Here is a 26,811-nt window from a genome sequence, read left to right on the forward strand (position 1 = left end):
CAATCACAAGAGAGAAACTAGGGAGAAAGCCTTAGAGGATGATCTCAAATACAGCGCCTTTATCGCTGTTGTAAGCGCGTAAAATGCCATTAGCGTTTTTTTCGATGATCGTTTTGCTCATATAAAGCCCAATGCCCGTACCATTCTTCGCATGTTTGGTACTCACATAAGGCTCAAAGATTTTTTCGATCGGCACAAGCGCGATTCCTCCACCATTGTCTGCGATGCGAATGAGCGTTTTCCCTGCTTTACATGTAAGGGTGATCCAAATCGTTGGAGTACGGATAGAGCGCTCCAAAAGAATGTCTTTGGCGTTACTGATGATGTTTAACATTGCTTGGGCAAATTGGCTGGGATACCCCTCTACTTCACAGCGATCATCTTCTTGAAGCAGAAGTGTGATGTGATGATTTTTCAAAGCGGATTCAATGAGAGCAAGGGATTTATGAACCGCTTCATTGACAGAGTAACGCTCCTTTTGGTTGTCACTGACAAAAAAGTTGCGAAAGTCATCGATCGTTTTAGACATGTAGGCAATTAACCCTTCTGAACGCTTGATGCGATCGTCAAAAATCGCTGTGGTGAGTTTTTGTTTTTCCCAAAGAATTTGCAGATTCATCAGTGTCGCCCCCAGCTCACTCAGAGGCTGACGCCATTGATGAGCGATGTTCCCAATCATCTCACCCATACTCGCAAGTCTACTTTGGTGCATTAAGATTTGCTCATTTTCCATGCGTCTCGTGATCTCCTCATTGACGCGATCTTCCAGTGTGTGATTGAGCTCTTTAAGGCTTGCCTCACTCTCTTCAAGCCTTAAAATCAAGACATTAAAACCGTAATTGAGGATGACAAGAATCACAGCCATCATACTCAGTGCTACAAAAAAGGCTTCATACACTGCATCTAAAAGTTTTTGCTGTTGATCACTAATATCTTGAAAGAAAAGAAGCTCCGCTAAATCATCTCTAATGATTCCCTTAAGAGGAATGACATGGGTAATGTAAGTACTTTTTTTATTTTGAGAAATTTCACCATCGTTAAGGCTAATTCCCAAGAGTGCTTCATCTAAAGGAGCAAACTCCTCTCCTTTGAAAAGAATATAGCCTTTGAGATTGGAAAACTCTTCGACCTCGTTGAGAAAAAACTCAGGAGCGATTGCAAACTCAAGCATTCCGATGATTTTTTCATGCACCAACACTGGCACCATAATATGATACGCCGCGTAATGTTTAGAGAAGAAAAAGCCAACTTCAGGCTCTTTGGGCACTTCACCACTCTGCTCAATCTCTTCCTTTTTAGGTTCTTTCCCAAGATAGGCAAGCAGTGTCAATTTTTCATCGTAAAAACGAATTCCGAGTAAATAAGGATTTTCCTGCTTAAGCACGTTCCATCGAAAGCTTGAAAGTCCTGTCAGTTGTGCGATGTTTTTCTGCTCTAATGCCTCTTTAATACCGTATGAATCAAGATTGGCATAGGCGCGATTGAGGTAAAAAGCACTGGTACGTTTCAATGTCATTTCGTAAATACTGTGAATCTGTGTTGCATAATCTTTACGCGACTTTTCAATCCCTTCTCTCACATCAATATAACGCATCCAGCCAAAAATCGTCGCCATCGCTAGAAACAGCATCAGTACGAAGATCATCGTTTTGGTCTTCGTTGAAGGGGTAGAAAAAGTTCTAAGGTAAGACAAGTTTGTATCCTATACCAAAGACATTTTCGATGCTCTCTTTGGTCAATTTTTTGCGAAGTTCTTTCACGAGGGCTTTAAGTGCCTCTTTACTTCCACCCTCTTCTGCCCAAATCGCTTCTTCAAGCTCATCAAATGAGATCACACGATTTTTTTGGCGCAAAAAATACTCAAATAAAAGACGCTCTTTTTTAGTCAGAACAAACGATACACCTTCATTCACCAAGGTACCCGTTTCGGGGTCATAAAAAAGATCCCTCCCCGCTTTGATCATACCGCCATCACCCCATTCGTACATCCAAGAAGCACAGGTGTGAAGTGCATCTAAAAAGCTCTCTTTAGAAAAAGGTTTGAGAAGGTATTTGCAAATATTAAGCTCTATGGATTGCTGAAAATAACTTGGCTCTGCGTATGCACTCATGATAATCACGGGAACACGTTTGTGCGATTGGCGAATCTCTTTGAGCAGCTTTAAGCCATCACACTTTGGCATACAAATATCAAGCAATAAAATGTCTGGCTTGTGTTCAAAAAAAAGGTCTAATGCCTCTTCTCCATCACGTGCTTCGACGACTTTATCAAAGAAAAGCTCCAAAGTTTGAACGACGCTTTTGCGCAGACTCTCTTCATCTTCGGCGTATAAAATGCACAGATGTTCAAACAAAGAAAGTGGGTTTGCCATAAGTATATCCTTATTAAAAGCCTATTCTAACGCACATATAAGCAATTGTCAACACACTTTACATGTAAAGATTTTTGCACAGATCCATTTTATCAAACTAAATTAAAGTTAAAAAATTATGACTAATTTAATACAAAGTTTTGACACACTAAAATAGCGTTTAGATTTTCGTTGAAAATAAACATACCAAAGGAATAATAATGAAAAAAACCCTCGCCTTCTTAGCTGTTGTTGCGCTTCTTTTTAGCGCATGTCAAAAAAAAGATACAACATCTACGACTCAAAATGTCTCCGTTAATGGTGTTTCCCTTAGCGCTCCAATGAAAGTGGATAAAGAAAACAAAACGATTACTATTTTAGCGGCTGTCAATGGTAAATATTTGACTGAAAATACACGTCATGCTGTTGTTTTTAAAGATGGTAAGTTTGGTGACAAACCAGTTTTTAGAGCCTTTCAAAATCAAAATGACTTTCTTCAAGCGATGCTTGAAATTGGTGGGGTTGCAGGTAATAACATGACGAAAGCCAATGGCGAAACAACCTACGTGGAAGGTCAAAAAATCGCACTAAGCGTAACATGGAACGGTGCGCCTAAAAGCTATGACATCAATGAAGTCATCAGTGACAGCAACAATAAGCTGATTGATTTACGCTTTGGCGGTAACGAAAAAAATGCTAAAGAGCTCAATACAGGATGTATTACCTGTTTGGACAGTTGTTCTGTTGGTATTATTTCCAATCACGCTTATACCTATGGTGCCGTTGAAAAACGTGGCGAAGTCATTTTCCATGGTAATGCGGCCATTCTTCCAAAAGATGGTACATTGGTTGCCGTAACCTATAAATTGATCAATGAATAAACTCTTTTTAGGATTTTTTTACGCCTTTTGCGGATTGCTTTTAGCCATAAGTGTTAATCTTATCATTTCAACGAATGTCTGGCTAGAGATGCGTATTCATGAAAGGCTTGTGCTCGAGGTGTGTATGGGACTTGGCATTGTTTTCTCTTTTTTTCGAAACAGTGCCTCCATCGCACTTTTTTTGGTGCTCCAAAGTACGATGTTCTTGATCTGCTTTTGGCTCTCTAAGATGGATTTGATCTACTATAGCCTTCGTAATTTTTATTTAGATGGCATTTCCATTAGCACCATTAAGATCGTTTTTCTAACCTTTTTAACTCTGATCAATCTTTTGATTGTTTATCATCTTCTGGGTAAAAAGCTCACTGGCTTTTCCAATTTTTCCTAAAAAGAGATCTTACATGAAACGATCGCAAATCATTTTACTTCTACTTACGATACTGTGTTTGGGGCTTTATTTCACCATTCCAAGTATTCAAACACAGCTCAATCTTGCTGTCTCTATTTTATGCTCCCTCAATTTGGAGAGTGTCATTGCCTATTTACGAGAATTTGGCGTGTATGCAGCCTTGATCTCCTTTTTACTGATGATCCTTCAATCTATTATCGCTCCCATTCCTGCTTTTTTGATTACGCTTTCCAATGCAGCCATTTTTGGATGGGCATTAGGAGCGCTTCTATCGTGGAGTAGTGCGATGGTAGGAGCAGCTCTTTGCTTTTTTATTGCACGTATTTTAGGGCGTGATGTAGTCGAAAAATTAACCAGTAAAAAAGCTTTGGATACCGCCGATGCCTTTTTTGAGCGTTATGGAAAGCATACGATTATTGTTTGTCGATTACTGCCTTTTATCTCATTTGATCTTATCAGTTATGCAGCAGGTCTAACGTCGATTCGTTTTTGGAGTTTTTGGGTGGCAACGGGTATTGGACAACTACCCGCAACGCTGGTATATAGCTACTTTGGACAAAATCTAAGCAGTGGTGGAAAAATTATTTTTATCACGCTTTTGATGATGTTTGCGCTCAGCATCATCATCTATATCTTTAAAAAAATCTACGATAAAAAAGCGCGTATTTCTTAGGAAAATCGAGCTTATATCGCGTCTTTAATTACGCCCAAATCAACACACGCAATGTGTGTTGGTGAGGCTTTTGCACTTTTTTTGAGAACCCCAAAGATTTCATTGAGTTCATTGTCATCAAAATCATGCTGATAGCCAAAACCATGGCAAATAACGGCTGCACTAACGGTCATCAGAGGAAACTGCTGGATCACACCATCGCGATTTTTTGCCATGATATACCCAGAGCTCAATCCTTGCTCGCAGTAAAAACTCTTAATATCTTCAGAAAATTTCGTGACAATTTCTAAGACAATAGCATAAACTTTTTCAAAACTATCTTCCTCTTTAAGACTCCAACCGAGGAAAAAATCATCTCCACCGACATGCCCGACCAAGCATTCATCAAATCCTACCGAACTTTTTAAGATGTCTGCAAAAAGTGTAATAGCACGATCTCCTTTGCGGAAACCATAGTAGTCATTAAAAGGCTTGAAGTTGTCAAAGTCAAAATATGCCATCATCACTTTCTCTTTACTATCCATTGCATTGGCAACAAATTCATTGATAATGCGGTTGCCGGAAAGTCCCGTAAGCGGGTTTTGATCTTTGGCGTCCACAATATTTTTCTCATTGACAATATCTAAAAGCACTTTGGAGCTGAGATATCCTAAATACTTTTCATTTTCCGTGATCAAAATGGCATCATTGTCATCATCAAACGCATAAATTTTTAAAATCTTTTCAATCGGATCATTGATGTCCGCTCGCCCACAATGGGCAATAATTTTTTTTAAACTTCCTTGTGTCAAATTGTACAATAAGGCTTTGCCATAATTGGAGTAAAGATATGCCTTAATATCGGCATCTCTAATAATACCAAGCGGTGTCTGATCACGTGCAAGAACCGGAACAAAATGGTTTTTTTTATCGCCTTTGAGCACTTCATAAACATCGTTAATAGGCGAATCCATAAACACCGTAGAACTTTTTTGAAGGTATTTTTCTATGTTCGCTATTTTGCCATTTTTGCGTTTATCACTTTGATCGACCAGTTTGAGATGCTCATAACTCATCACTATTTGTGTGACATCAAGGGTAGGTTTTTGCACAAAATAACCCTGAACCATATTGCAGCCAAGCTTTTTACATTCGTTATATTCCTCTTCGCACTCAACGCCTTCAGCAATCGTAAAAATACCCATCGCCTGCGCAATTTGAACGATGGAACTCACAAAAAGCTTTTTCTTTTTACTGAGATGGATATCGCAAATAAAAAAACGATCAATCTTGATGAAATTGGGATCGGCATTAAAGAGCATTTGAAGCCCTGAGAAGCCGACGCCAAAATCGTCTATGGCCATTTTATAGCCTTGCTGTTTGTAAAGGTTGAGCACGAGCTTATCAACACCAGCGTACATACCCACTTGATGTTTTTCGGAGAGTTCAAAGCAGATATTTGAGGTGTCCATTTCATAGGTAGAAAGCAGTTCACAGGTATAACCAGACTTAAAATCAGGCATCATCGTAATGCGATTATCGAGGTTGTAAAAGAGTTTAATATGTTTTGAAAAGGGGAGTAATGAAAACTTATGGATTGCTTTTTCACGAAGCTTCACATCAATACTATAAAGTGTTTTTTCACTGTAAGCACTATCAAAAACACAATCAATCGTGGTAAAACCAGCAGGCTCATAGTTGCGAATCAACGCCTCTACCGCGTAAAGTTTCCCTGTATAAATATTGACAATGGGCTGAAAAGCAAAGTCTGCTACATCAATGAGCGTTTGCCATTTTTCATTTAACATTGGGTATGATTCCTCTATGGAAGATACAGAAATCATACTCTAATGCGATTACTAAATCATTACATGTAAAACGTTTTCACTTTAAAATAACCACGCTTCATTTACAAGAACAAACGTCTCTTAGTCGCAATTTTCCACACAAATTTTATGCGGTATCACTTGACCGCCACACCCTACAAAACAGTTATCATAGCTTAGCTCACATCCACAATTCGTTGTGCAGAAACTTTGCTGATTGACCAAAATCTGCTCAAAGGTTGGACGTACAGGAACCCAAGGTTCACGTGGCCTGTCATGACTTAGACGGTTGAGATAGTGATGCAATTCATCACGTTTTTTGCAGGCATAACCATCTTTGTCTCGCTCGCATTGACTTTGATAATGACTGAGATCACGACTGTAATCATAATAATCTCTCTGCCAACGCTGCAATGCAAACTGATACTCTGTGTAATCCATTTGATAACGACTGTAGGCTATCTCATAAGCACGTTGTTCACTCACTTCGACAGCTTTGGCTTTGGCATACGCATCATCAAGGCAATACTGATAATTTTGTTGACACTGATTTTGACACCCTTGTCGTATATGAGAACAGTTATTGAGACACGTTTGCGATAGCGCAGAAGCGGGAGGGATATATTCATTTTTAATGACATAGCGTGGTCCACACCCTGCCAACAGAAAAGCAATACCTATTAAAATTAAGCGAACCATGCAACCTCTTTCAAACATTTTGGCGTATTATAGAGTAAAATTGTCAATTTTGGGTGGAATATTAAGGCTTAAGGACAGCACCATTGAGGTAATTAGCCACCATACGATCGTACATGCTACTTCCTTTACTATCAAGCTCTTTTAGATGATTCAGCTGTGCTTGCATAATATTAAACTGCTCTTTGGGTACGTCTTTACCGACACAAATATAATAATCTGTATTGAGAATAACATAGGCCATACGGTATTGTGAGACATCTTGTCCTTCTGTTATCAAATGATACACAAAAGGAACATCCGTATAAACAAGCGCATCAATTCTGCCATACTCTAACATTTTGTACCCTTGGATCGGTGTTGAAACACGTGTAATATTCAGTCCATTTTTTTCACCGATTTCTTTAAAAAGCAATTTTTCAGAGGAGGTCTCTTTAATCGTTGCAATTCTAAGCGGACGTAAGATTTCTAAGGTGCTTTGCCCTTTTGGAAGATCAGTTGTTCTCTTGGTAATCAGTCCTAATCGCACCGTAGCAATTGGTCCAAGCCAATTAAATTGTTGTTCTCTCTCTTTGAGCCTCACCATCGTCACTAAAAATGCTTTAGGATGTCGTAGCGCTTCATCATACATTTTATTTAATGCCTCAAGTTCAATCTCTTCTTGAGCAAAACGTGGTCTTAATGTTGCAAGGCTTGCTTCTAAAAGGTCAATACTTAAGCCTTTAATAGCACCTTTATCACGAAAGCTAAACGGGGGGTTAGGAACAGCATAGAGTGCAATATCTCCACCAAAAAGAGAAGTAACACCTAAAAGTATAGAAATAATTCCACATACTAAATGAGCCTGAAAATGCATTTTTTGTCCTTACAAATTCATTATCTGTGTCTATCAAAAAAGGCTTACAGTCATAAAACTTAAAAATATATTTAAAAGAATACTTAAAATTGTAACACATGCAGACTTAGGTGGAACTCAAAGCGTGACGAAAATGACGAAAAAATAAAAGTGGTTAATGTTTTGCCTCTTTAAAAGCAACATACATTAAATAAAGGATATTGCTCATTGCCCCACTGCTTAAGATCATTCCCATCACAACAATTTGATACCGTACCGCAATCAGGGGATCAACGCCTGATAAAATCTGTCCTGTCATCATTCCAGGAAGTGAGACAAAACCAACCGCCAAAAAGGAGTTAATTTGAGGGATCATGGATGCTTTAAACGCAATGGCTCTCGCTTTTTCAATGTCATAATGTTCTCTCTCTTTTTCATATCGCTCGGCACACAAAGAGATGGCATTCATGGAATTGGCATAAATCATCCCCGCTAAAGGAATCACAAAACGAGGCTCGAGTGGATTTTCAAGATTTAAAACACACCATAACACAAGCGCTAGATTTAATGTGCCACCCAATGCGATGGAGACTAAAATAGCAAAGTACGTTTGAATATCTTGATGGCGGATATTGCGTCTGACAATGAAAGAGGCTGTGGTGATCATCACTGCAACTAACAGTGCTAAAAGCCATAGTGCATTGGTTGTAAAGAGTGAGGTTAATACATAGCCAATAACGATCAACTGAATGCTCATTCTGGCTGTTGCAAAGGCAATCTCTGTTTTTTTACCAACCCAAATGTAGTAAAAAAAAGCAACCACACACAGGGGTAAAAGCATATAGAGTAAATTTAAAAGGGGAATGGATTGCATGATGGTCCTTAGGAAAAATCAGAGATATGCAAGCGCATATCTCTGAAGCAAAGAAGAGAGATTAGATCCCTTTATTTTTGAGCGCTGCAACAATAGCTGCAATGTGCTCATGTTTGATTTCATCTTCCTCAATATCATGAATCGCATCAAGTGTAAAGGTAGGAAGTTTTTTATCAAGATAAGTCGTATCAAAGATACCTTGTTTAAAATCTTCATCGCGTACAATTTGACGATGAAGGGGAATATTAGTAGGAATGCCAGAGATAATAAATTCATCCAAAGCACGTCTCGCTTTACGTACAGCACCTTCCCAATCAATGCCCACAACGATCATTTTTCCGATCATTGAATCATAATTGGTTGGAACAACGTAATCTTTAAAGCCGATGGCATCCAGTCTTACACCAGGACCTCCGGGAGAGAGATAGGTGGTAATGCGACCTGAAGAAGGAATAAATCCATTTTTAGGATCTTCCGCGTTAATACGGCACTCAATCGCATAGCCTCTAAACTTAATATCTTCTTGCAATGTTGGAAGAGGTTTACCCTCTGCAATATGAATCATACTTTGAACAATATCAATGCCCGTAATTGCTTCTGTAATCGTATGTTCCACTTGTACTCTGGTATTCATCTCAATGAAATAGAAGTTATCCTCTTCATCAACAAGATATTCCATCGTGCCAACACTCTCATACCCTAGTTTGAACATTGCTTTTTTAGAAGCACGAAGCAGTTCTTGACGTACTGCGTTGTTCAATCTTGGACTAGGTGCGATCTCAACCACTTTTTGGTGACGTCTTTGAATAGAACAGTCACGCTCACCTAAGTGAATAACGTTACCAAATTTATCCGCCATAATTTGCACTTCGATATGACGAGGGTTTTGAACATACTTTTCAATAAAGGCATCACCTCGCCCAAAAAAGCGCTCAGCTTCTTGGGTTGCTGCTTCAAACATCGGAATGAACTCTTCCTCTTTTTTGACGATACGCATACCCTTACCACCACCACCAAAGGCAGCTTTGATAATCACAGGGAAACCAATTTCACGCGCAACTTGAATAGCAGCGCTCATATCAATAATCGGTTGTTCTGTTCCTTCAAGAACAGGTACTCCTACTGCTTTCATTGCAATTTTTGATGCCATCTTGTCACCAAAAAGTGCTATATGGTCAGGTTTTGGACCAATAAAAGCGATGTCATGGTCAATACAATACTGTGCAAAATCAGCATTTTCAGACAAAAAGCCATAACCTGGATGAATGGCATCTGCACCGACCTCTTTGGCAAGAGCTACGATACTTTTGTAATCCAGATAGACTTGAATAGGATCGCCTTTGAGCAAATAACTCTCATCTGCTTTTCGGACCCAAACACCGTTCGCATCAATCGTTGAAAAAACACAAACACTTTTGATCTCCAACTCTTTACATGCCCTAATGATCCTAAGCGCGATTTCACCGCGATTGGCAATCAATACCTTTGTGATTTTTCGTGCGTACACTCGTCAACTCCTACTAAAAAATAGAGAACAAATTATATCACTTAAATATTAAACTAACCCCTACAAGTAAGACATAATTTTGACATAACCTTTAAAGCCAATCTGAACGTTTGACACTCTCGTCAATATCGCGTCCCATGCGTTGATGCAATGCCCAATAGTAATCCACAAAGGAGTGCACACGAGGGTCATTAGGAAAGTATATGCCCTCTTCTTTACGTGCATAGCGCTCTAAAAAGAGTTTAGCATCTGCTTTGGCGAGGTAATGTTCCAAAAGTTCTGTATAGGTTTTAAAGTACCACTCTTTAAGCGTTTCATAGGTATTGGTTGAAAGATCAATCCGCAATGTTTGATCAAAAGTCAGAACACCACTTTGAAAAAGTCCCGTCAAATGAATTAACCCTTCGCAGTAATACGGCTCCACTTCACCTGTTTTCATCCAGCCAATTAAACCAATGGAACGCTTAATGGTATCACGTAAAATGGCCTCTTTGAGACGCTCATCTTCTTGCATAAAAAACGCAACCAAGCCACCTGTCGTTGCTTTAAATTCTTCAATATTTTTAAAGACGCCGCTTTGATTCATCTTCGCTTCAGTGTCATGATCCATCCACAAAATATGCCCAAATTCATGCCCAATCGTTGTCACTTCATACACTTGATGCCATGTTTTTGCATCATGATAAATCAGTTCACGCTCTTTATCCATAAAATCTTTACCTAAAACCTCTTGATTAATTTTCAAAAAGGGTTTATCACGCAAAGAGTCTAAGATGTTATCGGAAAAGGCAAAAATCTTTTTGCCAAGTTCGCGACTGACCGTTTCATCATTGGGAACCACTTGTGCTGAAAAAAGTCCATTAAACTCTGCCGCATAAAAAAGAGCAGGTCTTCCGATGTACAGCTGAACACGTTTCAAATTAAAAAGCATCATCTCTTTGATCTGTGTTGCATCAAGATTATTTTGATCAAACAGACGAATGATCATTTTCAAAATTCGCTCATACGTTACGTAAGCACCTTTGTCTTCAGGGTTAGAAACCCTGACATCCCACTCTAATGCAACCGCCTTCTTATAGTGATCTTCATAGTATTCCAAAGGATGCCCAATTTGAATTGGAGAGGTAATCTTCATCCATTTACGATCCACTTCTGCCCATTTTGCAATCAGTTCACTGCGTTCCTCTTCGCTAAAAGCATCACTGAGCGCTTTAAGATAGCTAATATACGCCTCTTTTTGATCCAAGTCTGGATCATCCATTTCAGAGAGATCATCACATAAATCTTGAAGGGTATTTCGAACCTGTGAAATCTCTTTTGGAAAAGCTGTTGCATAAGCTCTTGCAATATAGCCACCTTCTACTTTTTCCAAAACAGAATACGACCTATCACCGTCGTTTCCTGAAGGATCTGGATCCATTAACCCTTTTACATGTAACATTTCAGCAATCGCTTGAGCGTCTTTATTGTATTCAAGTTCGAGAAGTGGGTTGATGGTATTAATAATGTGTTCATTCCAGTGCGATTGCCACGCACTCATCACAACGCCTACTTCATGGACTCCTCTTAAAAGTCGACGATAAAAAGGTGAAAATAGCCACTCTTTTTGTACTTGCATAATCAGTTCATTGTGACATTTGAGATAGAAATCTTTTACCCACACATACGCTTTTTCTTTCGCTTGGGTGATGAAAACCTCATCTTTAGCCTCTTTTTCTAACGCTTGAACCATCTGTTCATCACGAAGGTTAATCAGACGAGTGAGTGCTGCGACCCTATTTTCACGAATTAAACTTAATTCAATACTTGTTAGAAAGGTATCGATCAATGTTTCGATACGCTTGTCACAATCTTCAGATTCCACAATACTAAAATAACTCCCAAGAGCCCTTTGGCGCTCCCCTAGAAGTTCATAAAACCGCTTTAGATCATTTTCAAATTTCGGAGTCATCATCATTCTCACATTTTTTGTATTTTTTTAAGTATAATTTTATCTCCCCTTATATCATGAAGAGATTAACTATCACCTTAATACTTAAAAATTTTAAGTTTGCTTTTCATGGACTATTAACACAATGGGATTATACTACGAAGAAGGATAGATGATGAGTAGTCACTATGAATCCATTAACACCTACCTCAATCGAGGCATTGTTGAGGCAAATATCACCTTTGCAAAAGCCCATCAAACCTCTTTTTGTATCGCTAAATTTGGATTTGAAGTCGATTTAGAAGATGCCTTTTTCTTTAAGGATCTGATCGCATTTATTCATACAGAACTTGGATTTCAAACGCTATTACAACAAGGAAATGACACTTTTTTAATTATTTTGCGCGATTTTAAAATCCATTATGCCAAAAAAATGCTCAAAAAATTAGAACACAACATCAAACAAAACTTCAAAATTGAGATCAAGAACATCGGTATGACCCTTTTTGATGCAAGTGATTCCTACAAAAGTTTACTCGACCGTTTGGATAAATACTACATCATGTCACGCCTCTCCACCCGCAAAAAAATCTTTTACGGAACCCTTGATTTTGATTTTTACGAGACCCAAAATAAAAATGATGTTCTCACCTCTATTTTGCACAAAGAAAAAGCAGTCACGTTGTACAACCTTTACAATGGTATCTCCATCAAAGAAGAGGCAAATATCGCCAAGTTTGATGAAGGCATCGCACAACTGACCGTCAATGCACCTAAGATTTTTTATTACACCAAAGAGAGTTTTACCTTTATTCAACATGACAGAATCCCCAATATCATCAAAGCCAAAATTATTAAAGTTGATCCTGCTAAATCACTCCTCGTGCTTGCGAATTTAGAATTTCTAGATGCGTCCCCACTCGATCGAAGTTACACCAGAGTCCAACCTCAAAAGCCTATTAATGCAACGCTTTTGCTCAATAAAATCAAATGTATTGATGGCAATGTAGACACCCTCTCAGAGAGTTCTGTTGTTTTACATGTAAAGCTTGTCGACATTGAAAAACTCATCCATAAAGAGCTTGTTGACAAAGAGTTTGATGTCTCTTTTCAGATTCCTACGGTTAAAGGTTTTTTAACCATGATCTCGGCAAAAGCAACGATTTTTAGCATTATTAACGAAACCATTGTGCTCAACATTCAACCCAATACGTTCATGAAAACCAAGATAAGACAGTATGTTGCCTTGCGTCAAAATGGGCTCTTAGTCGATTTGAAACAGCAACTAAAGCATCTCAGCTAAAAAGATCCAAACGCTTTGCTTGGCGCCTTTAGGACATCAAATGCGTAAGATTAATGAAGAAAAAGCTATGATATGCTATCCATACGAGGAATACTCCTCTAGTTTTTTAAGGTCTTGCGTGATACATCAAGCCTTATTTATATATTTCCCTCACTGTAGAAGGTAAGGGAGCGTCTACATGTAACACTCTTTCGAGTCGATAAACCACTGTGACACAACGTCTCTTTATGACAATCCAAAAGGAAACCCCAATTTATGTTATTTTCACAACTCAATCTTAGTGCCCCTCTTTTAAAAGCCGTTCAAGATGAAGGCTACACAACCCCAACACCCGTTCAAGAAAAAGCGATTCCTCCTATTTTAGAAGGTCGCGATATGCTTGCAGGTGCGCAAACAGGAACAGGAAAAACGGCGGGTTTTACCCTTCCAATTTTAGAGCTTCTGTCTCAAAAACCACGCAACAAAGTGAAACCCGTTCTTCGCGTGCTTATCTTAACACCAACGAGAGAGCTTGCAGCACAAGTACAAGAGAGCGTTAAAGCGTATGGTAAATACCTTCCGTTCAAAAGTGCGGTTATCTTTGGAGGAGTAGGTATTAACCCTCAAATTCAGATCCTACGCGCTGGTATTGATATTCTTGTCGCAACACCGGGTCGTTTGTTAGACCATGTATCTCAAGGGACTATCGATCTCAAACATATTGAAACGTTTGTACTCGATGAAGCTGATCGTATGTTAGACATGGGCTTTGTGAAAGATATTCGCCGTGTTATTGCCCTGCTTCCAACCAAACGCCAAAACCTTCTTTTTTCAGCCACCTACTCCGATGACATTAAAAAACTCTGTGAATCCATCTTAAAAAATCCCGTCATCGTCGAAGTGGCACGTCGTAATACCTCCAGTGAATTGGTCAAACAACGTGTTATTATGGTCGATTGTAAGCGTAAAACTGCCCTACTCGCTAAGCTGATTCAAGAAAACAAATGGGAGCAAATTTTGGTCTTTACACGCACCAAACACCATGCCAACAAAGTTTCTGAGTATCTTGCGAAGATTGGTATCAACTCTGCTGCTATTCATGGCAATAAAAGTCAAGGTGCCAGAACCAAAGCGCTCGCTGATTTTAAAAATGGCTCCGTCAAAGTGCTTGTAGCAACCGACATTGCTGCACGGGGACTGGACATCGACCAACTCCCTTATGTTGTCAACCTTGAACTTCCAAACATTGCGGAAGACTATGTTCACCGAATTGGAAGGACAGGGCGTGCTGGAAACAATGGTGAAGCCATCTCTTTAGTGTGCGTGGATGAACATGAGTATTTACGAGGTATTGAAAAACTCGTCAACAAAAAATTTGAACGCGAAATTGTTGAGGGATTTGAACCAAATCCTGAGATTAAAGCAGAGCCTATTCAGCAAGGTCGTGGTAGTAAACCACAAGGTCAACCGCGTCGCAGGGACAATGCCCCTCGCGAATACGTTGAAAAAAGAAGAAATAGGTAAGAGATATGATCTACGTTGATGCCGATGCCTTTCCTAACACGCTTAAAGAGATTCTGCTTCGAGCCGTCTTTAAGCGTAACATTACCACCCATTTTGTTGCGAATAAAAAAATACCGCTTCAAGACTCGCCTCTACTCACAATGATTATTGTCTCCCAAGGCGCGGATGAAGCCGATCACTACATCGTCGAACATGCCGTTGAGTGTGACTTGGTGATTACCGCAGACATTCCGTTAGCGGATAGACTGGTGAGCAAAGGCGTTCTTGCCCTCGATCCAAGAGGTACGATTTACGATGAGAGTAATATCAAAAGCATCCTTGCCATGCGCAATTTAATGCAAGAACTCCGAGATGCGGGCGAAATCACCACAGGTCCTAGTGCCATTGGTGAAAAACAAAAGCGAGCCTTCGCCGATGCGCTCAATGCGCTCTTACAAAAGCGCAAATAGTTTTACATGTAAAGCGCAAAATCTTTACATGTAAAGTTCTTATCTCATTTTTCTCAATCCAATACTTTGCAGAATTAGGCAATGATATTACACAATCGTTCTACCCTCCCAGAACCTTTTCGTTTTATACTTTCATCACCAATATGATTACATGGAGATGACAGCAATGAACACCAAAATACTTGGAAAAACGGATAGTAAAATCTCAAGCATCGGTCTTGGATGTATGGGTATGAGCTTTGCGTATGGGCAAAAAGATGACAATGAAAGCCTTGCCACCCTAAACCTAGCTTTGGAACTTGGCATCAATTTTTGGGATACGGCGGACATTTATGACAATGGCGTGAATGAAGAACTTATTTCCAAAGTTCTCGTCCCCAATCGTGACAAAATTTTTATCGCGACTAAATTTGGCTTTCGAACACGAAAAACACATGGCGATGCCTTTGAGATGTACCTTGATGGTTCACCCAAACACGCCAAAGAGGCGGTTGAGCAAAGCCTTCAACGACTGGGGATTGAGACGATTGACCTTTACTATGCACATCGTGTTGATCCAAACATTCCCGTTGAAGAGACCGTTGGTGCGATGAGTGACCTAGTCAAAGAGGGAAAAGTGCGTTACTTGGGACTCAGTGAATGCACGCCTGAGGATTTAAAAAAAGCCCATGCCATTCACCCTATCAGTGCGGTACAAAGTGAGTATTCTCTTTTAACACGCGGCGTGGAAGCCGAGATTTTACCGTTAACCAAAGCACTTGGCATTAGTTTTATCCCTTTTTCACCGCTCAGTCGCGGGCTAATGAGCAATGCTTTGGATGTAAACACGCTTAAAGAGGGTGATTTTAGAAAGACACTGCCTCGTTACAATGGCGAGCATTTAGAAAACAATCAAAAACTCGCTACTGCCTTTGCAAAATTCGCTGCTGAAAAACATTGCACTCCGGCGCAACTAGCCATTGCTTGGGTCATCGCCCAAGGCGATAATATCATCCCTATTCCTGGAACCAAACGAAGAAAATATTTGGAAGACAACGCAGGAGCGGTCGATGTGAGCTTAAGCACTTCCGATTTGAAAGCCATCGAGGCTATCGTTCAACGCTATCCCAATGTAGGACCTCGTTACAGTGAACGCGAAACCAAATTTGTCAAAAAGTAACCTATGAGCAACCAACAAAAAATCTACTTACTCGCTTTTATGAGTTTTTTGGTCGGCACTTCACAATATATTATTGTAGGGGTGCTAGACCAAATCGCCACTTCCTTAAATATTTCGCTTTCCAAAGCGGGTCAATTGGTCAGTGTTTATGCCCTTGCCAGCGCTATTGGTGCACCTTTAATCATAATGGTAACGGCAAAAATGAGTCAAAAGGCACAGCTCATTCTCTCTTTGATTATCTTCATTATTGGCATCTTTGCGATGCTGTTGTTTCAAAGCTACTTTCTCATTGTCATCTCTCGTATGATTGTAGGTACGGGTGCGGGGGTGTTTATTGTCATCGCGTATGGCATCAGTGCGCAACTTGCCGAAAAAGGCAAACAAGGAGTTGCCATGGCAAACATCGCCATGGGCTTTAGCCTCGCTTTGGTTTTGGGAATTCCTCTAGGGCGTATGATTACGGCTGTGGCAAATTGGCAAACTATTTTTTGGATGATTGGCATTTTGAGTCTGCTCTGTTTGGTGGTGGTACATAAAAGTATTCCAAAAACACTTTCGCAGACGCCTATTGCTTTAAGGGTGCAACTGGCCTATCTAAAGCAGCCCAAAATTTTGTCGGCCCTTGGGGTGACGTTTCTCTTTTTTATCAGTTATGCCGTGATTAACACCTATATCATGCCACTTCTGTTTTCCATCCGTACGATCAGCGAACACGAAATCAGCACGATTTTATTAGCGCTGGGAATTACGAGTTTTATTGGAACAAAACTCGCAGGTTTTTTAGCCGATCATGTCGGCATTGCACCCACGCTCATAGGCAGTATGTTGCTTTCTTGTGTCATGCTTGTGCTGCTTCTTTTGGTGTCACATTCACTGATCTTGACATCGCTCTTACTTCTTATTTGGATAAGTGCCGCATGGACATTCGGTCCCGCACAGAGTATTCATTTAGCCTTTATTGCGCCTGAAGCTTCTGGCATACTGTTGAGCCTGAATATTTCGTTTGTCCAATTTGGCTTTGCCACTGGTGCAGCACTGGGAGGCATCAGCATTGCCCATTTACCGATTCATTCTCTGTATGATATCGCCATTTTTTTTGTGTTAATGGCACTCTTTTTGTTACTCTTTTCGCGAAAATGGCATTGAAAATTCTTTATACCTATGAACGTGTTATAATTTTCTCACAAGGAGTTTTTGATGGACACATCCCCTCAACGCTACAAAGAAGAACTCATTCAAATTATTTTGGCAAAATGTGCTGAAGAAGGCGTGATGAAAACGGCTATTCCCTCATTAAGTTTTTACACCACAACGACAAATACCGAGTGCATCCCTGCCATTTATGAACCTTCGTTGTGTCTTGTGTTGCAAGGAGCTAAAATCTTACTCTTGGGAGGAACGTACTACCGGTATGATGCTTTAGGTTACGTACTTGCCTCCACGCATATGCCCACACGTGTCCGCATTACAGAAGCTTCAACAGAGCATCCTTTTATCTCATTGAAACTTACCTTTACGATGGAAGATATTTTTGAAGTGATGAAAGAGATGGAACCTAAAGCGATGTGTGTGACTATGCGAACACCCGAACGTGGGCTCTGTTTTGGAGAAAGCAACACACCGTTACTGGATCCACTCATGCGCTTAGTGCGTCTGCTGGATACGCCTCAAAACATCAAATTTATGGCTCCGCTTATCATGAAAGAGCTTTTGTACATCGTGATGAGCGATAAAGGTGGTGAATTTTTGCGAAAATATTTGATGGATGGCAGTAGTACCCAACAAGTTGTGAAAGTTATTTCAAAAATTAAAAATGATTTTGCCGAAAATATCAATATAAAAGAGCTCGCCAAAACGTTTGCAATGAGCGAATCTTCGCTTTACCATAACTTCAAAAAAGTCACGCTTATGAGTCCGTTGCAATTTCAAAAAACACTGAGACTTGAAGAAGCCAGACGCATGCTTTTAACGCAAGGTCTTGACGCAAGCGAAGTTGCTTTTGCTGTCGGATATGAAAGTCCATCACAATTTAGCAGAGAATACGTGCGCATGTTTGGACTTCCACCTAAAACGTATGCAAAAACGATTCATCACGATGCGGAAAATATTGCCTAATTTTTTACATGTAACGCGTTACATGTAAACGTTTTATTGAAATATGCAACTTTTATAGAGAATTGTTCTACACTTGATGATTCAATCACCTTTATATTCAAACAAAGATACCCTATGAACACATTAAATTTTGATCCTAAAACACAGCGCTTTCAGAATCTCTATCCTATTAAAACACCCAAAATGACCTTAAAGCAAAGCCTTCGCGCCGCACAAGAAATTCTTTACAAATCGGCTCAGAAAATCCCTACGAGCAAGATACCACAAATCAAACCCAATCTTGAAGCATTTGAAAAAGCCAGCGATAGGCTCAAATTCATCTGGTTTGGACACTCTACGGTTCTGCTCAACATCGATGGTATTAAGGTGCTCCTTGATCCTATGTTTTCACTCTATGCCTCGCCTATCAAAGGAATCATTAAACGCTTTCAACCACCCGTATTGATGCTCAAAGAGTTGCCTTATATCGATGTTATCGTGATTTCACATGATCATTATGACCATTTAGATAAAAAGAGTATCCAATTTTTCAAAGACAAAGAGACACGCTTTGTGGTACCTCTTGGCATTAAACGCTATATGATGAAATGGGGAATATTGGAGCAAAAAATCGTAGAGCTTGATTGGCATGAATCCTATCAAATGGACTCCATACACTTTACCGCCACCCCAGCCCACCATTTTTCAGGCAGAAACCTTTTGGGGCACAATAAAACACTGTGGGCTTCATGGGTTATCAAAGGGAAAAATGCAAACGTATTTTTCAGTGGAGACTCAGCGTACAGTCCCCATTTTAAAGAGATTGGTGAGCGCTATGGAGCATTTGATGTGGCTTTTATGGAAAATGGTCAGTATGATAAACGCTGGATTAATGCCCACATGATGCCAGAGCAGACCGTTCAAGCGATCAAAGATATTCAAGCAAAGTTTTTTGTTCCCATTCACTGGAGTATGTTTAGGCTTTCACCTCATCACTGGTTAGATCCGATCATCCAATCGCTGAAAATTACAAAAGAGCAGAACGTCCTTATACTCAACCCTTTTCTGGGTGAAATCATGAGCATTCCTTTACACTAGCGTTCTAGGAAACCTCTAATTCTTGATCTTTCGTTTGCGTATAAAGCCAGAAATGTTTTAAAGACTCTAAGTGCATTTTGATGTATTGATTATCACTGGGTTGGGTGTATTTGAGAAGCGATATTCCCAATAAATCACCCACATACTCAAAATGATCCAAATTTTGAATACTTTCAAGAAAAGCATGGGTTGCTTCAAGTTTTTCAACGAAATTTTCCAATCTGTGGGTAGCAAAGGCATTGTTTAATTGCCCATCATAGCATAAAGAGTATCCAGAGTCCTGATTGACAGAAGGACAAGCAGTGTCGATAAATATGTGCTCAAAATAAGGACTTACGGGATAAAGCTTACACGCAGGTGGTCTTTGCAAGTAGATGCTACATTGTTGATTGACATAATATTTACAATAATTCTTCCCATCATTTAAGAGGACATACGCTACTAGTTTTTGCTCTTTGACACTAAAAAGAATCGGAAAATTTTTATAAACCTCTTCGAAATCCTCTAAGATAAGAGGAGACGCGGCAAAACCCTTAGCCCCATTGCAACAGTGACCTTCACAGGTTGAACAACCGTGAAAATGAAAATCGTGACTTTTGATATTGACAAAACTTCCTATACTTTCCATAAAACCCACTTTGCTATCAACGTTATTGTGTCTCTTTACATGTAAAACAAGATGCTACTTGACGCCTAGAAAAGCATTATCCATTCCTTGTTTTATGAAGGAAGATTCAAAAGGGTATGTCATTCTTGAGTATTCTCCTTTTTGGATTATAATGCTTTACATGTAAAATCTAACTAAAAAAGTTTATCACCTAAAACCCAAGAGATTGTTGTGTATAAAGCGTTTGGGGAATTAGTCTTTAAAGAAGATTTTTAACTATTTTCTTTGGAAAATCCACCTCCATTGAGTCATAAAACCCTTTACCTGTTGTAATCAAATCGTAATTAAATCCCACTAAAATTTGAGCGTTACAAAACCAAACTTGACAAAAAGGATTTCTATGAAAAAAATGCTTCTTCTCTCTGCATTAGCAGCGGTTAGCCTTATTGCAGCAGATAAAATTAGTGGTGCAGGTGCTAGTTTCCCAGCTCCTATTTATTACCAATGGGCTCACACCTATGAGGCAGCGACAGGTATTCAAGTCAATTATCAATCCATCGGTAGTGGCGGTGGAATCAAACAAATCCAAGCGCGTACCGTAGACTTTGGTGCATCTGATGAGCCATTGGAACCTGCAAAATTGGCTGCAGATAAACTTTTACAATTTCCAGCCGTTGTCGGTGCAATCGGTTTAGCGTACAATATTCCAACACTTGACGGCAAAGAAGTTAAACTATCTAACGCGGTTGTCGAGGGAATTTTCATGGGTACGATTACCAAATGGAATGATCCAAAAATCGCAGCAGACAATGCTGGCGTTACACTCCCTGATTTAGCAGTAACGATTGCTCACCGTTCAGATGGTAGTGGTACAACATGGAACTTTACTTACTGGTTAGACAAAATCAGTCCAGCATGGCATGAGAAAGTAGGTTTGGGTAAAACCGTTCAATGGCCAATTGGTATCGGTGGAAAAGGTAACGAGGGTGTTACAAATATGATCAAACAAACTCCAGGTTCAATCGGTTATGTTGAGACTTCTTATGCTGAAAAAAACAACCTTCCAATGGCAACCATTCAAAGTGCTGAAAAAACTTGGGTAAAACCAACCACTGCAACGATTAAAGCAGCAGCAGCCAATGCTAAATGGAAAGCAGAAGAAGGATTTTATCAAATCCTAGCCAACCAACCAGGTAAAGAGACCTATCCAATCGTAGCGGCAACCTTTATCTTATTGCCAACTGAAAAAGTAGCAGAAAACAAAAAAGTAGCAACATTCTTTGACTACTCATTTGAAAAAGGTGCGGAAGAAGCACAAAAATTGGGTTATATTCCCCTTCCAAAAGAAACAATTACCGCTATTGTTGCTTATTGGAAAGCAAACGGCGCTAAATAATACTAAACTATTAAGCAAGGGTTTTCCCCTTGCTTAGCGTACTTTTTTATCTTTATAGGACAAGGAACCATTGAACCAATGAAAAACTTTAATGTTGGCGATTTTATATTTGAAAATCTCTCACGAGTGATGTCACTCTCTGTACTTTTAATTCTTGTGAGTATTTTTTATGTCTTGTATGACCACGCTAAACTTGCCATTGATGTCCTTGGACTCAAATTTATTTTTGACACCGATTGGGCGCCTAACCTTGAAAAATTTGGAGCATTTCCAGCCATTTATGGAACACTCTCCAGTACAACCATTGCGATGGTTTTAGCAACACCCATTGCCCTTGGTATTGCTATTTTTCTCTCTGAAATTGCAAGAGGACGTTTCAAAGCATTGATTGGAACTATGATAGAACTTCTTGCTGCAATTCCATCCATTGTTTATGGTATGTGGGGTCTCTTTTTCTTTGTACCTATCATTCAAAAATTGACGCATAGTTCAGGTATCGGCACATTGACTGCGAGTGTTATCTTAGCTATTATGATTATTCCTTTTACCGCCGCTGTTTCGCGTGATGCTATGGATACAACACCAGACATTTTGAAAGAATCAGCCTATGCCCTAGGCGCTACCAAATGGGACGTCATCAAAGATGTCATCATCCCCTTTGCTAAAGTCGGTGTTATCGGTTCGATCATCCTCTCTTTGGGGCGCGCTCTTGGAGAGACGATGGCAGTTACCTTTGTCATGGGAAATAGCACCAACATGCCTTCCTCCATCCTCCAGCCAGCTACCAGCATTCCTGTGATCTTGGCCAATGAATTTAGTGAAGCTGATGGCGATTTATACTACTCCAGCCTCTTCTATTTGGCACTAATTTTGTTTGTGGTTAGTTTTTCTGTCATCGCCGTTGCTAAATTTGCCTTTTTACGAAAAGTGAGAAAAAATGGTTAATACTTCTTATAAAAAACGAAAAATCACCAATATCATTGCTCTGTCTCTTGCCTTCTTCGCAACTGCGATTGGTATCTTTTTTCTCTTTTGGATTTTAGGGGTACTTTTGGTGAATGGACTTTCACATATATCTCTTGATCTTTTTATGAAAGATGGTGCACCTCCAGGTATTGCACCTAGCGGTCTTCGTCATGCTTTAGTGGGACATTTAATGCTTACTCTCTCATCTACCATTATTGGCGTACCGATGGGACTTTTAGCAGGAACCTACCTCAGTGAATACGGTAGAAATTCACGTTTTGCTAACTTTACACGTGATATTTCAGACATTATGATGTCCGCTCCTTCGATCATTGTGGGTGTCTTTGTGTATGGTATCTTGGTCATGCCGATTGGGCACTTTTCAGGATGGGCAGGTAGTGTAGCACTAGCGATTATTATGATTCCTGTCATTATTCGCACCACCGATGATATGCTCGCTCTCGTTCCTATTGAACTAAGAGAAGCTGCTTACGCACTAGGTGCGCCTAAATGGAAAGTCATCATTCAAGTGGTGTATAAAGGGGCGATTACAGGCATTACCACTGGTATTCTTTTAGGGGTTGCAAGGGTTGCAGGTGAGACAGCTCCACTGCTCTTTACCGCCTTTAATAACAACTTTTTTTCACTCGACATGTCCGAATCCATGGCATCGCTCACCGTAACGATGTTCAACTATACCATGAGCCCTTATGAAGATTGGCAAGCAATAGGGTGGGCCAGTGCGGCGATCTTAGCGTTTGCCATTCTTGCCATCAACATTGGTGGTCGCCTTCTCATTAAGAAAAGAAATAAATAAAGGAATTTTATGTCTACGATTATTACCATGAACGATCCTCTTGAGCTTGAAGTTAAAAATTTTAATTTCTTTTATGCAGGAAAAAATGAGCCCAATCTCAAGTCCGTCGATATGCCTATTGCAAAGAAAAAGGTTACGGCGCTTATTGGACCGAGTGGTTGCGGCAAAACAACACTGCTTCGATCGTTCAACCGTATGCATGACCTCTACCCAGGAAATCGCTACGAAGGAGAAATTCGCTTTCACAATGACAACCAAAACCTCTTAGATAAAGAGATTGATTTGATTGCACTTCGCATGAAGATAGGAATGATTTTTCAAAAACCAACCCCCTTTCCAATGAGCATTTTTGACAATGTAGCGTATGGCTTGCGACTTCAAGGGCTAAAAGATAAAAAAATACTGGCAGAAAAAGTGGAAAAAGCGCTTCGTGGTGCGGCATTGTGGGATGAAGTGAAGGACCGCTTAAAAGATGGTGCTTCTGCCCTTTCAGGGGGACAACAACAACGCCTTTGTATCGCACGTGCTGTTGCGGTTGAACCGGATGTTTTGTTGTTTGATGAGCCTACCAGTGCACTTGATCCTATCTCAACCTTAGCCATTGAGCAGTTGATCATCGAGCTTAAAGAGCAATTAACCGTTATCATTGTCACACACAACCTGCAACAAGCCGCACGTCTTTCAGACTATACCGCCTTTATGTATTTAGGCGAGCTTATTGAACTAGGAGCCACCAAAGATATGTTTGTTAATCCACAAGAACGCCTCACAGAAGAGTACATCACAGGAAGATTTGGATGATTCCAATCTTCCATCATCCTTTTTACATGTAAAACTCATAATTCCTTCATAATAAATCTCAATTACTTATTTTACAGCCCATTACATCTTACTATTATTGTATTGTTTAGTATACCGATGTATAATTGCATGCTAATTTTTAATTTATGTCAACAAGGATTTTTATGTTAACCACTATTCGAGCTAAACTCTTCTTCTTACTTTTTGTTGTTCTTTTGGGCACTGTGAGTCTTAGCTATTTACTCATTTCTAACACAAATGGTGCAGAGAAGGCATCAAGCCAAATTCAAACAACGGGGGAAATTTCAAAATATACGGCGCAACTTTTGATGTATGCACGAGGCTATCAACTCTTTTTTGATCAAGAATCATTAGACTCCTATAACCTCTCTTATAAAAATCTATCTGAAAATCTTGATACATTGCAAAAAAGACTTCAGTTTAAAGAGAACCTTGATCGTTTAAGTCAAATTCAAGCAGATCTTCACAAACATTATGCCACCAATGCAGCACGTATCGAAATTATGAAAAAATACACCACACAGATCACTTCACCTGAATTTCTTGCATCGGCTGATGGTAAAAAATTTACGCAATTAACAGCACAACTTCATACTGAAAATATTTCTCTTGAAGAGCAAGTGACAAAATTTTCGAATGCCATTATGGCTTATGAAGATGCACAACTTGAAAAATTTAGAATCATTGGCATTATGATGGCACTTGTTATTTCAGGTTTGGTCTCTTTTCTCTTCTGGTTTATTGCAAGTCAAATTAAACGCTCCATCCGAAAATCTTCCGATGAGTGTAATTATATTGGTCAAAACAAAGACCTAAGTCATACGATTCAAACCCTTGGAAACGATGAAATCTCCCAAATGATGACAACCGTCGATACTCTCCTTTCTCAACTAAGTACAGCGATTGATGGTGCTAAGCGTACGGCTTTAGAAAATGCTGCCGTTGCTGAAGAGCTCTCTTCGACCTCATTGGAGATCGGCAAACGTACGGAAGATGCGGCTAAAGAGGTTGATGAAACCGTCATAGCCACACAAGCAGTCGCTTCTATCTTAAAAACCAGTGAAGAGAGTTCTACGCATTCAGGTGATATGATTGCCAGTGTTGCCGATGAGTTAGGCGATGCCTCAAAAGAGGTTTTAGCTGTCTCTTCCGATCTTCAAACCATTGTGGTCAGTCAAACCGATCTTTCCAGTAGACTCGAACATCTGGATCAAGAGGTTTCACAAGTCAGACAAGTGCTCTCTGTTATCTCCGATATTGCCGAACAGACCAATCTTTTGGCTCTTAATGCCGCCATTGAAGCAGCGCGCGCAGGGGAACATGGACGTGGTTTTGCCGTCGTTGCCGATGAAGTGCGCAAACTTGCTGAACGCACTCAAAAAAGCCTTGTGGAGAGTAATGCAACCGTTGCCGTCATCGTTCAATCTGTGAACACCTCAACCGAAATGATGAAAAAAAGTGCAGAAGAAATTCAAGCGCTTGGGCTTCGCGCTGAAACAACACAATCCTTAATGCTCAAAACCGTGGACAATATGAATGAAGCAAAAGCACTTGCCCTAGGAACGGCTAAAGATGCGAAAGCGGGAAGCTCAAAAGCGAATGAAGTATTAGTTCGTATTAACAATATTCACCAACTCTCTACCACCAATGCTCGTAGTGTTGAAGAAATTGCCAGTGCCGCTGAGCACCTCTCTAAACTCTCCAACGACTTAAGTCATGCACTTTCAGTGTTTAAAACTGCCTAAGGAGCGGTAATGTCAGAAATTATGCCTAGCCTCTTTTTGGGACATGGATCACCCATGAATTTGATTTTGGAAAATAGCTTCACAGAAGCCTTAGAAGCCCTTTCCAAAGAGCTTCCTGCACCCAAAGCCATTCTGGTTATCTCCGCGCACTGGTACACCACACAAACGGCAGTGAGCATCAGTTCAGGTATTGCGTATGAGACGTTGTACGATTTTTACGGCTTCCCTCCTTCTCTTTATGAGCTGAGTTATCCATCACCCACAAATAATACCCTCTCCAAACGCATCGCTGATCTTTTGGATGTGCCTTTAGTAGAGCGAGGATTAGATCATGGCGCATGGATGCCCTTGCACTTTCTCTTCCCCAAAGCCAACATTCCGATCATACAACTCAGCCTCAATAAAAACCTTCCACTCGCTTTACATGTAAAGATGGGAGAGCAACTTAAAGTGCTCCGTGAAGAGGGCATTATGATCATTGGCAGTGGGAACATCACGCACAATTTAGGGCTGGTTGATTTTTACAATATCAATGCTCCCGCCGTAGAATGGGCCAAAAATGTTGATACTTTTGTCGACAAAGCATTTACATGTAACGATACGGATGCACTGATCAGAATTGAGTCGTTGTGCCCTGATTTTAAAACGGCACACCCAGCCATCGATCACTATTTACCACTGCTTTACATCGCAGGGACACGCAAAGAAGAAGATGAAATCAACGTCATTACACCCTTTTTCCAAAACGCTAGCCTCTCCATGCGAGGTTTCATGCTCCATTAACACCGCTTTTGTTCACAAACCCTTGGTGCGTAAGTGTTTACCAAGGGTGAAATCTCTTTACATGTAACCTCAATATCACGCTAAATCTCACATAGAACAACTACAATT

The 26,811-nt window shown here is 40.0% G+C and carries 25 protein-coding genes; 16 read left to right on the forward strand and 9 right to left on the reverse strand.

What is annotated here, in order from left to right; all coding sequences use genetic code 11:
- Positions 1-31: 31 nt before the first annotated feature.
- Both FA584_RS11020 and FA584_RS11025 read right to left on the reverse strand, forming a co-directional pair.
- Positions 32-1,693, reverse strand: coding sequence for an ATP-binding protein (locus FA584_RS11020; RefSeq protein ID WP_167749496.1), 1,662 nt, complete (start codon positions 1,691-1,693; stop codon positions 32-34).
- Positions 1,680-2,372, reverse strand: coding sequence for a response regulator transcription factor (locus FA584_RS11025; RefSeq protein WP_167749497.1), 693 nt, complete (start codon positions 2,370-2,372; stop codon positions 1,680-1,682). Before FA584_RS11025 ends, FA584_RS11020 begins: the two co-directional genes overlap by 14 nt.
- Before the next feature lie 200 nt (positions 2,373-2,572).
- On the opposite strand from FA584_RS11025, the gene FA584_RS11030 reads away from it, so the two are divergent.
- From FA584_RS11030 to FA584_RS11040, 3 genes are read left to right on the forward strand one after another with little or no spacing between them, the layout of a single operon-like run.
- Positions 2,573-3,232 carry a YdjY domain-containing protein gene (locus FA584_RS11030; protein ID WP_167749498.1) on the forward strand — a complete coding sequence of 220 codons (660 nt, stop codon included), beginning with the start codon at positions 2,573-2,575 and terminating at the stop codon, positions 3,230-3,232.
- Entirely contained in the window at positions 3,225-3,620 is a 396-nt protein-coding gene (locus tag FA584_RS11035; RefSeq protein ID WP_167749499.1) for a hypothetical protein, read from the forward strand. Before FA584_RS11030 ends, FA584_RS11035 begins: the two co-directional genes overlap by 8 nt.
- A 13-nt stretch (positions 3,621-3,633) precedes the next feature.
- Positions 3,634-4,314: a TVP38/TMEM64 family protein gene (locus FA584_RS11040; protein WP_167749500.1), complete on the forward strand. Its 681-nt coding sequence runs from the start codon at positions 3,634-3,636 to the stop codon at positions 4,312-4,314.
- Between the two features lie 11 nt (positions 4,315-4,325).
- Here FA584_RS11040 and FA584_RS11045 read toward each other — a convergent pair whose 3' ends face one another.
- The 6 genes from FA584_RS11045 to ciaB all read right to left on the reverse strand — a co-directional run bounded on the left by FA584_RS11045 (position 4,326) and on the right by ciaB (position 11,985).
- On the reverse strand, positions 4,326-6,101 hold the full coding sequence (locus FA584_RS11045; protein ID WP_096047279.1) for a GGDEF domain-containing protein: 1,776 nt from the start codon (positions 6,099-6,101) through the stop codon (positions 4,326-4,328).
- A gap of 120 nt (positions 6,102-6,221) precedes the next feature.
- On the reverse strand, positions 6,222-6,818 hold the full coding sequence (locus FA584_RS11050) for an Aq_678 family protein (RefSeq protein WP_167749501.1): 597 nt from the start codon (positions 6,816-6,818) through the stop codon (positions 6,222-6,224).
- A 61-nt stretch (positions 6,819-6,879) separates the two neighbouring features.
- Positions 6,880-7,671: a substrate-binding periplasmic protein gene (locus FA584_RS11055; RefSeq protein WP_167749502.1), complete on the reverse strand. Its 792-nt coding sequence runs from the start codon at positions 7,669-7,671 to the stop codon at positions 6,880-6,882.
- Between the two features lie 154 nt (positions 7,672-7,825).
- Positions 7,826-8,524, reverse strand: coding sequence for an ABC transporter permease (locus FA584_RS11060; protein WP_096047283.1), 699 nt, complete (start codon positions 8,522-8,524; stop codon positions 7,826-7,828).
- Positions 8,525-8,585: 61 nt separating this feature from the next.
- Positions 8,586-10,031: an acetyl-CoA carboxylase biotin carboxylase subunit gene (locus tag FA584_RS11065; protein WP_096047284.1), complete on the reverse strand. Its 1,446-nt coding sequence runs from the start codon at positions 10,029-10,031 to the stop codon at positions 8,586-8,588.
- A gap of 91 nt (positions 10,032-10,122) precedes the next feature.
- On the reverse strand, positions 10,123-11,985 hold the full coding sequence (ciaB, locus tag FA584_RS11070) for an invasion protein CiaB (protein ID WP_228447983.1): 1,863 nt from the start codon (positions 11,983-11,985) through the stop codon (positions 10,123-10,125).
- A 151-nt stretch (positions 11,986-12,136) separates the two neighbouring features.
- Here ciaB and FA584_RS11075 point away from each other — a divergent pair, with 151 nt between their 5' ends.
- From FA584_RS11075 to FA584_RS11105, 7 genes are all read left to right on the forward strand, one after another.
- Positions 12,137-13,264, forward strand: a complete 1,128-nt coding sequence (locus tag FA584_RS11075; RefSeq protein WP_228447984.1) for a hypothetical protein — start codon at positions 12,137-12,139, stop codon at positions 13,262-13,264.
- Positions 13,265-13,519: 255 nt separating this feature from the next.
- Entirely contained in the window at positions 13,520-14,767 is a 1,248-nt protein-coding gene (locus FA584_RS11080) for a DEAD/DEAH box helicase (RefSeq protein WP_087439282.1), read from the forward strand.
- A gap of 5 nt (positions 14,768-14,772) precedes the next feature.
- The gene (locus tag FA584_RS11085) at positions 14,773-15,216 is read left to right on the forward strand and encodes a YaiI/YqxD family protein (RefSeq protein WP_167749504.1); all 444 of its coding nucleotides are present in this window, start codon (positions 14,773-14,775) and stop codon (positions 15,214-15,216) included.
- A gap of 166 nt (positions 15,217-15,382) precedes the next feature.
- Complete coding sequence (locus FA584_RS11090) at positions 15,383-16,375, forward strand: aldo/keto reductase (RefSeq protein WP_167749505.1); 993 nt, start codon at positions 15,383-15,385, stop codon at positions 16,373-16,375.
- A 3-nt stretch (positions 16,376-16,378) separates the two neighbouring features.
- Positions 16,379-17,521, forward strand: coding sequence for an MFS transporter (locus tag FA584_RS11095; protein ID WP_167749506.1), 1,143 nt, complete (start codon positions 16,379-16,381; stop codon positions 17,519-17,521).
- Positions 17,522-17,572: 51 nt separating this feature from the next.
- Positions 17,573-18,490 carry an AraC family transcriptional regulator gene (locus FA584_RS11100; RefSeq protein WP_167749507.1) on the forward strand — a complete coding sequence of 306 codons (918 nt, stop codon included), beginning with the start codon at positions 17,573-17,575 and terminating at the stop codon, positions 18,488-18,490.
- A gap of 114 nt (positions 18,491-18,604) precedes the next feature.
- Positions 18,605-19,567 carry an MBL fold metallo-hydrolase gene (locus FA584_RS11105; protein ID WP_087439287.1) on the forward strand — a complete coding sequence of 321 codons (963 nt, stop codon included), beginning with the start codon at positions 18,605-18,607 and terminating at the stop codon, positions 19,565-19,567.
- A gap of 4 nt (positions 19,568-19,571) precedes the next feature.
- On the opposite strand, the gene FA584_RS11110 is transcribed toward FA584_RS11105, so the two are convergent.
- Positions 19,572-20,195, reverse strand: a complete 624-nt coding sequence (locus FA584_RS11110) for a YkgJ family cysteine cluster protein (protein ID WP_087439288.1) — start codon at positions 20,193-20,195, stop codon at positions 19,572-19,574.
- Positions 20,196-20,574: 379 nt separating this feature from the next.
- Here FA584_RS11110 and pstS point away from each other — a divergent pair, with 379 nt between their 5' ends.
- The 6 genes from pstS (at position 20,575) to FA584_RS11140 (ending at position 26,703) form a co-directional block, all read left to right on the forward strand.
- Positions 20,575-21,570: a phosphate ABC transporter substrate-binding protein PstS gene (gene pstS / locus FA584_RS11115; RefSeq protein ID WP_087439289.1), complete on the forward strand. Its 996-nt coding sequence runs from the start codon at positions 20,575-20,577 to the stop codon at positions 21,568-21,570.
- Between the two features lie 78 nt (positions 21,571-21,648).
- Positions 21,649-22,515, forward strand: a complete 867-nt coding sequence (gene pstC / locus FA584_RS11120) for a phosphate ABC transporter permease subunit PstC (RefSeq protein WP_087439290.1) — start codon at positions 21,649-21,651, stop codon at positions 22,513-22,515.
- Complete coding sequence (gene pstA / locus FA584_RS11125) at positions 22,508-23,353, forward strand: phosphate ABC transporter permease PstA (RefSeq protein WP_087439291.1); 846 nt, start codon at positions 22,508-22,510, stop codon at positions 23,351-23,353. The genes pstC and pstA overlap by 8 nt, the downstream gene beginning before the upstream one ends.
- 9 nt (positions 23,354-23,362) lie before the next feature.
- On the forward strand, positions 23,363-24,154 hold the full coding sequence (gene pstB, locus FA584_RS11130) for a phosphate ABC transporter ATP-binding protein PstB (RefSeq protein ID WP_087439292.1): 792 nt from the start codon (positions 23,363-23,365) through the stop codon (positions 24,152-24,154).
- Between the two features lie 164 nt (positions 24,155-24,318).
- The gene (locus tag FA584_RS11135; protein ID WP_087439293.1) at positions 24,319-25,920 is read left to right on the forward strand and encodes a methyl-accepting chemotaxis protein; all 1,602 of its coding nucleotides are present in this window, start codon (positions 24,319-24,321) and stop codon (positions 25,918-25,920) included.
- 9 nt (positions 25,921-25,929) lie between these two features.
- A complete protein-coding gene (locus tag FA584_RS11140) occupies positions 25,930-26,703 on the forward strand; it encodes a dioxygenase family protein (protein WP_087439294.1) in 774 nt (257 codons plus the stop codon).
- Positions 26,704-26,811 lie beyond the last annotated feature (108 nt).

This window comes from Sulfurospirillum diekertiae, assembly GCF_011769985.2.
Lineage (GTDB): Bacteria > Campylobacterota > Campylobacteria > Campylobacterales > Sulfurospirillaceae > Sulfurospirillum > Sulfurospirillum diekertiae.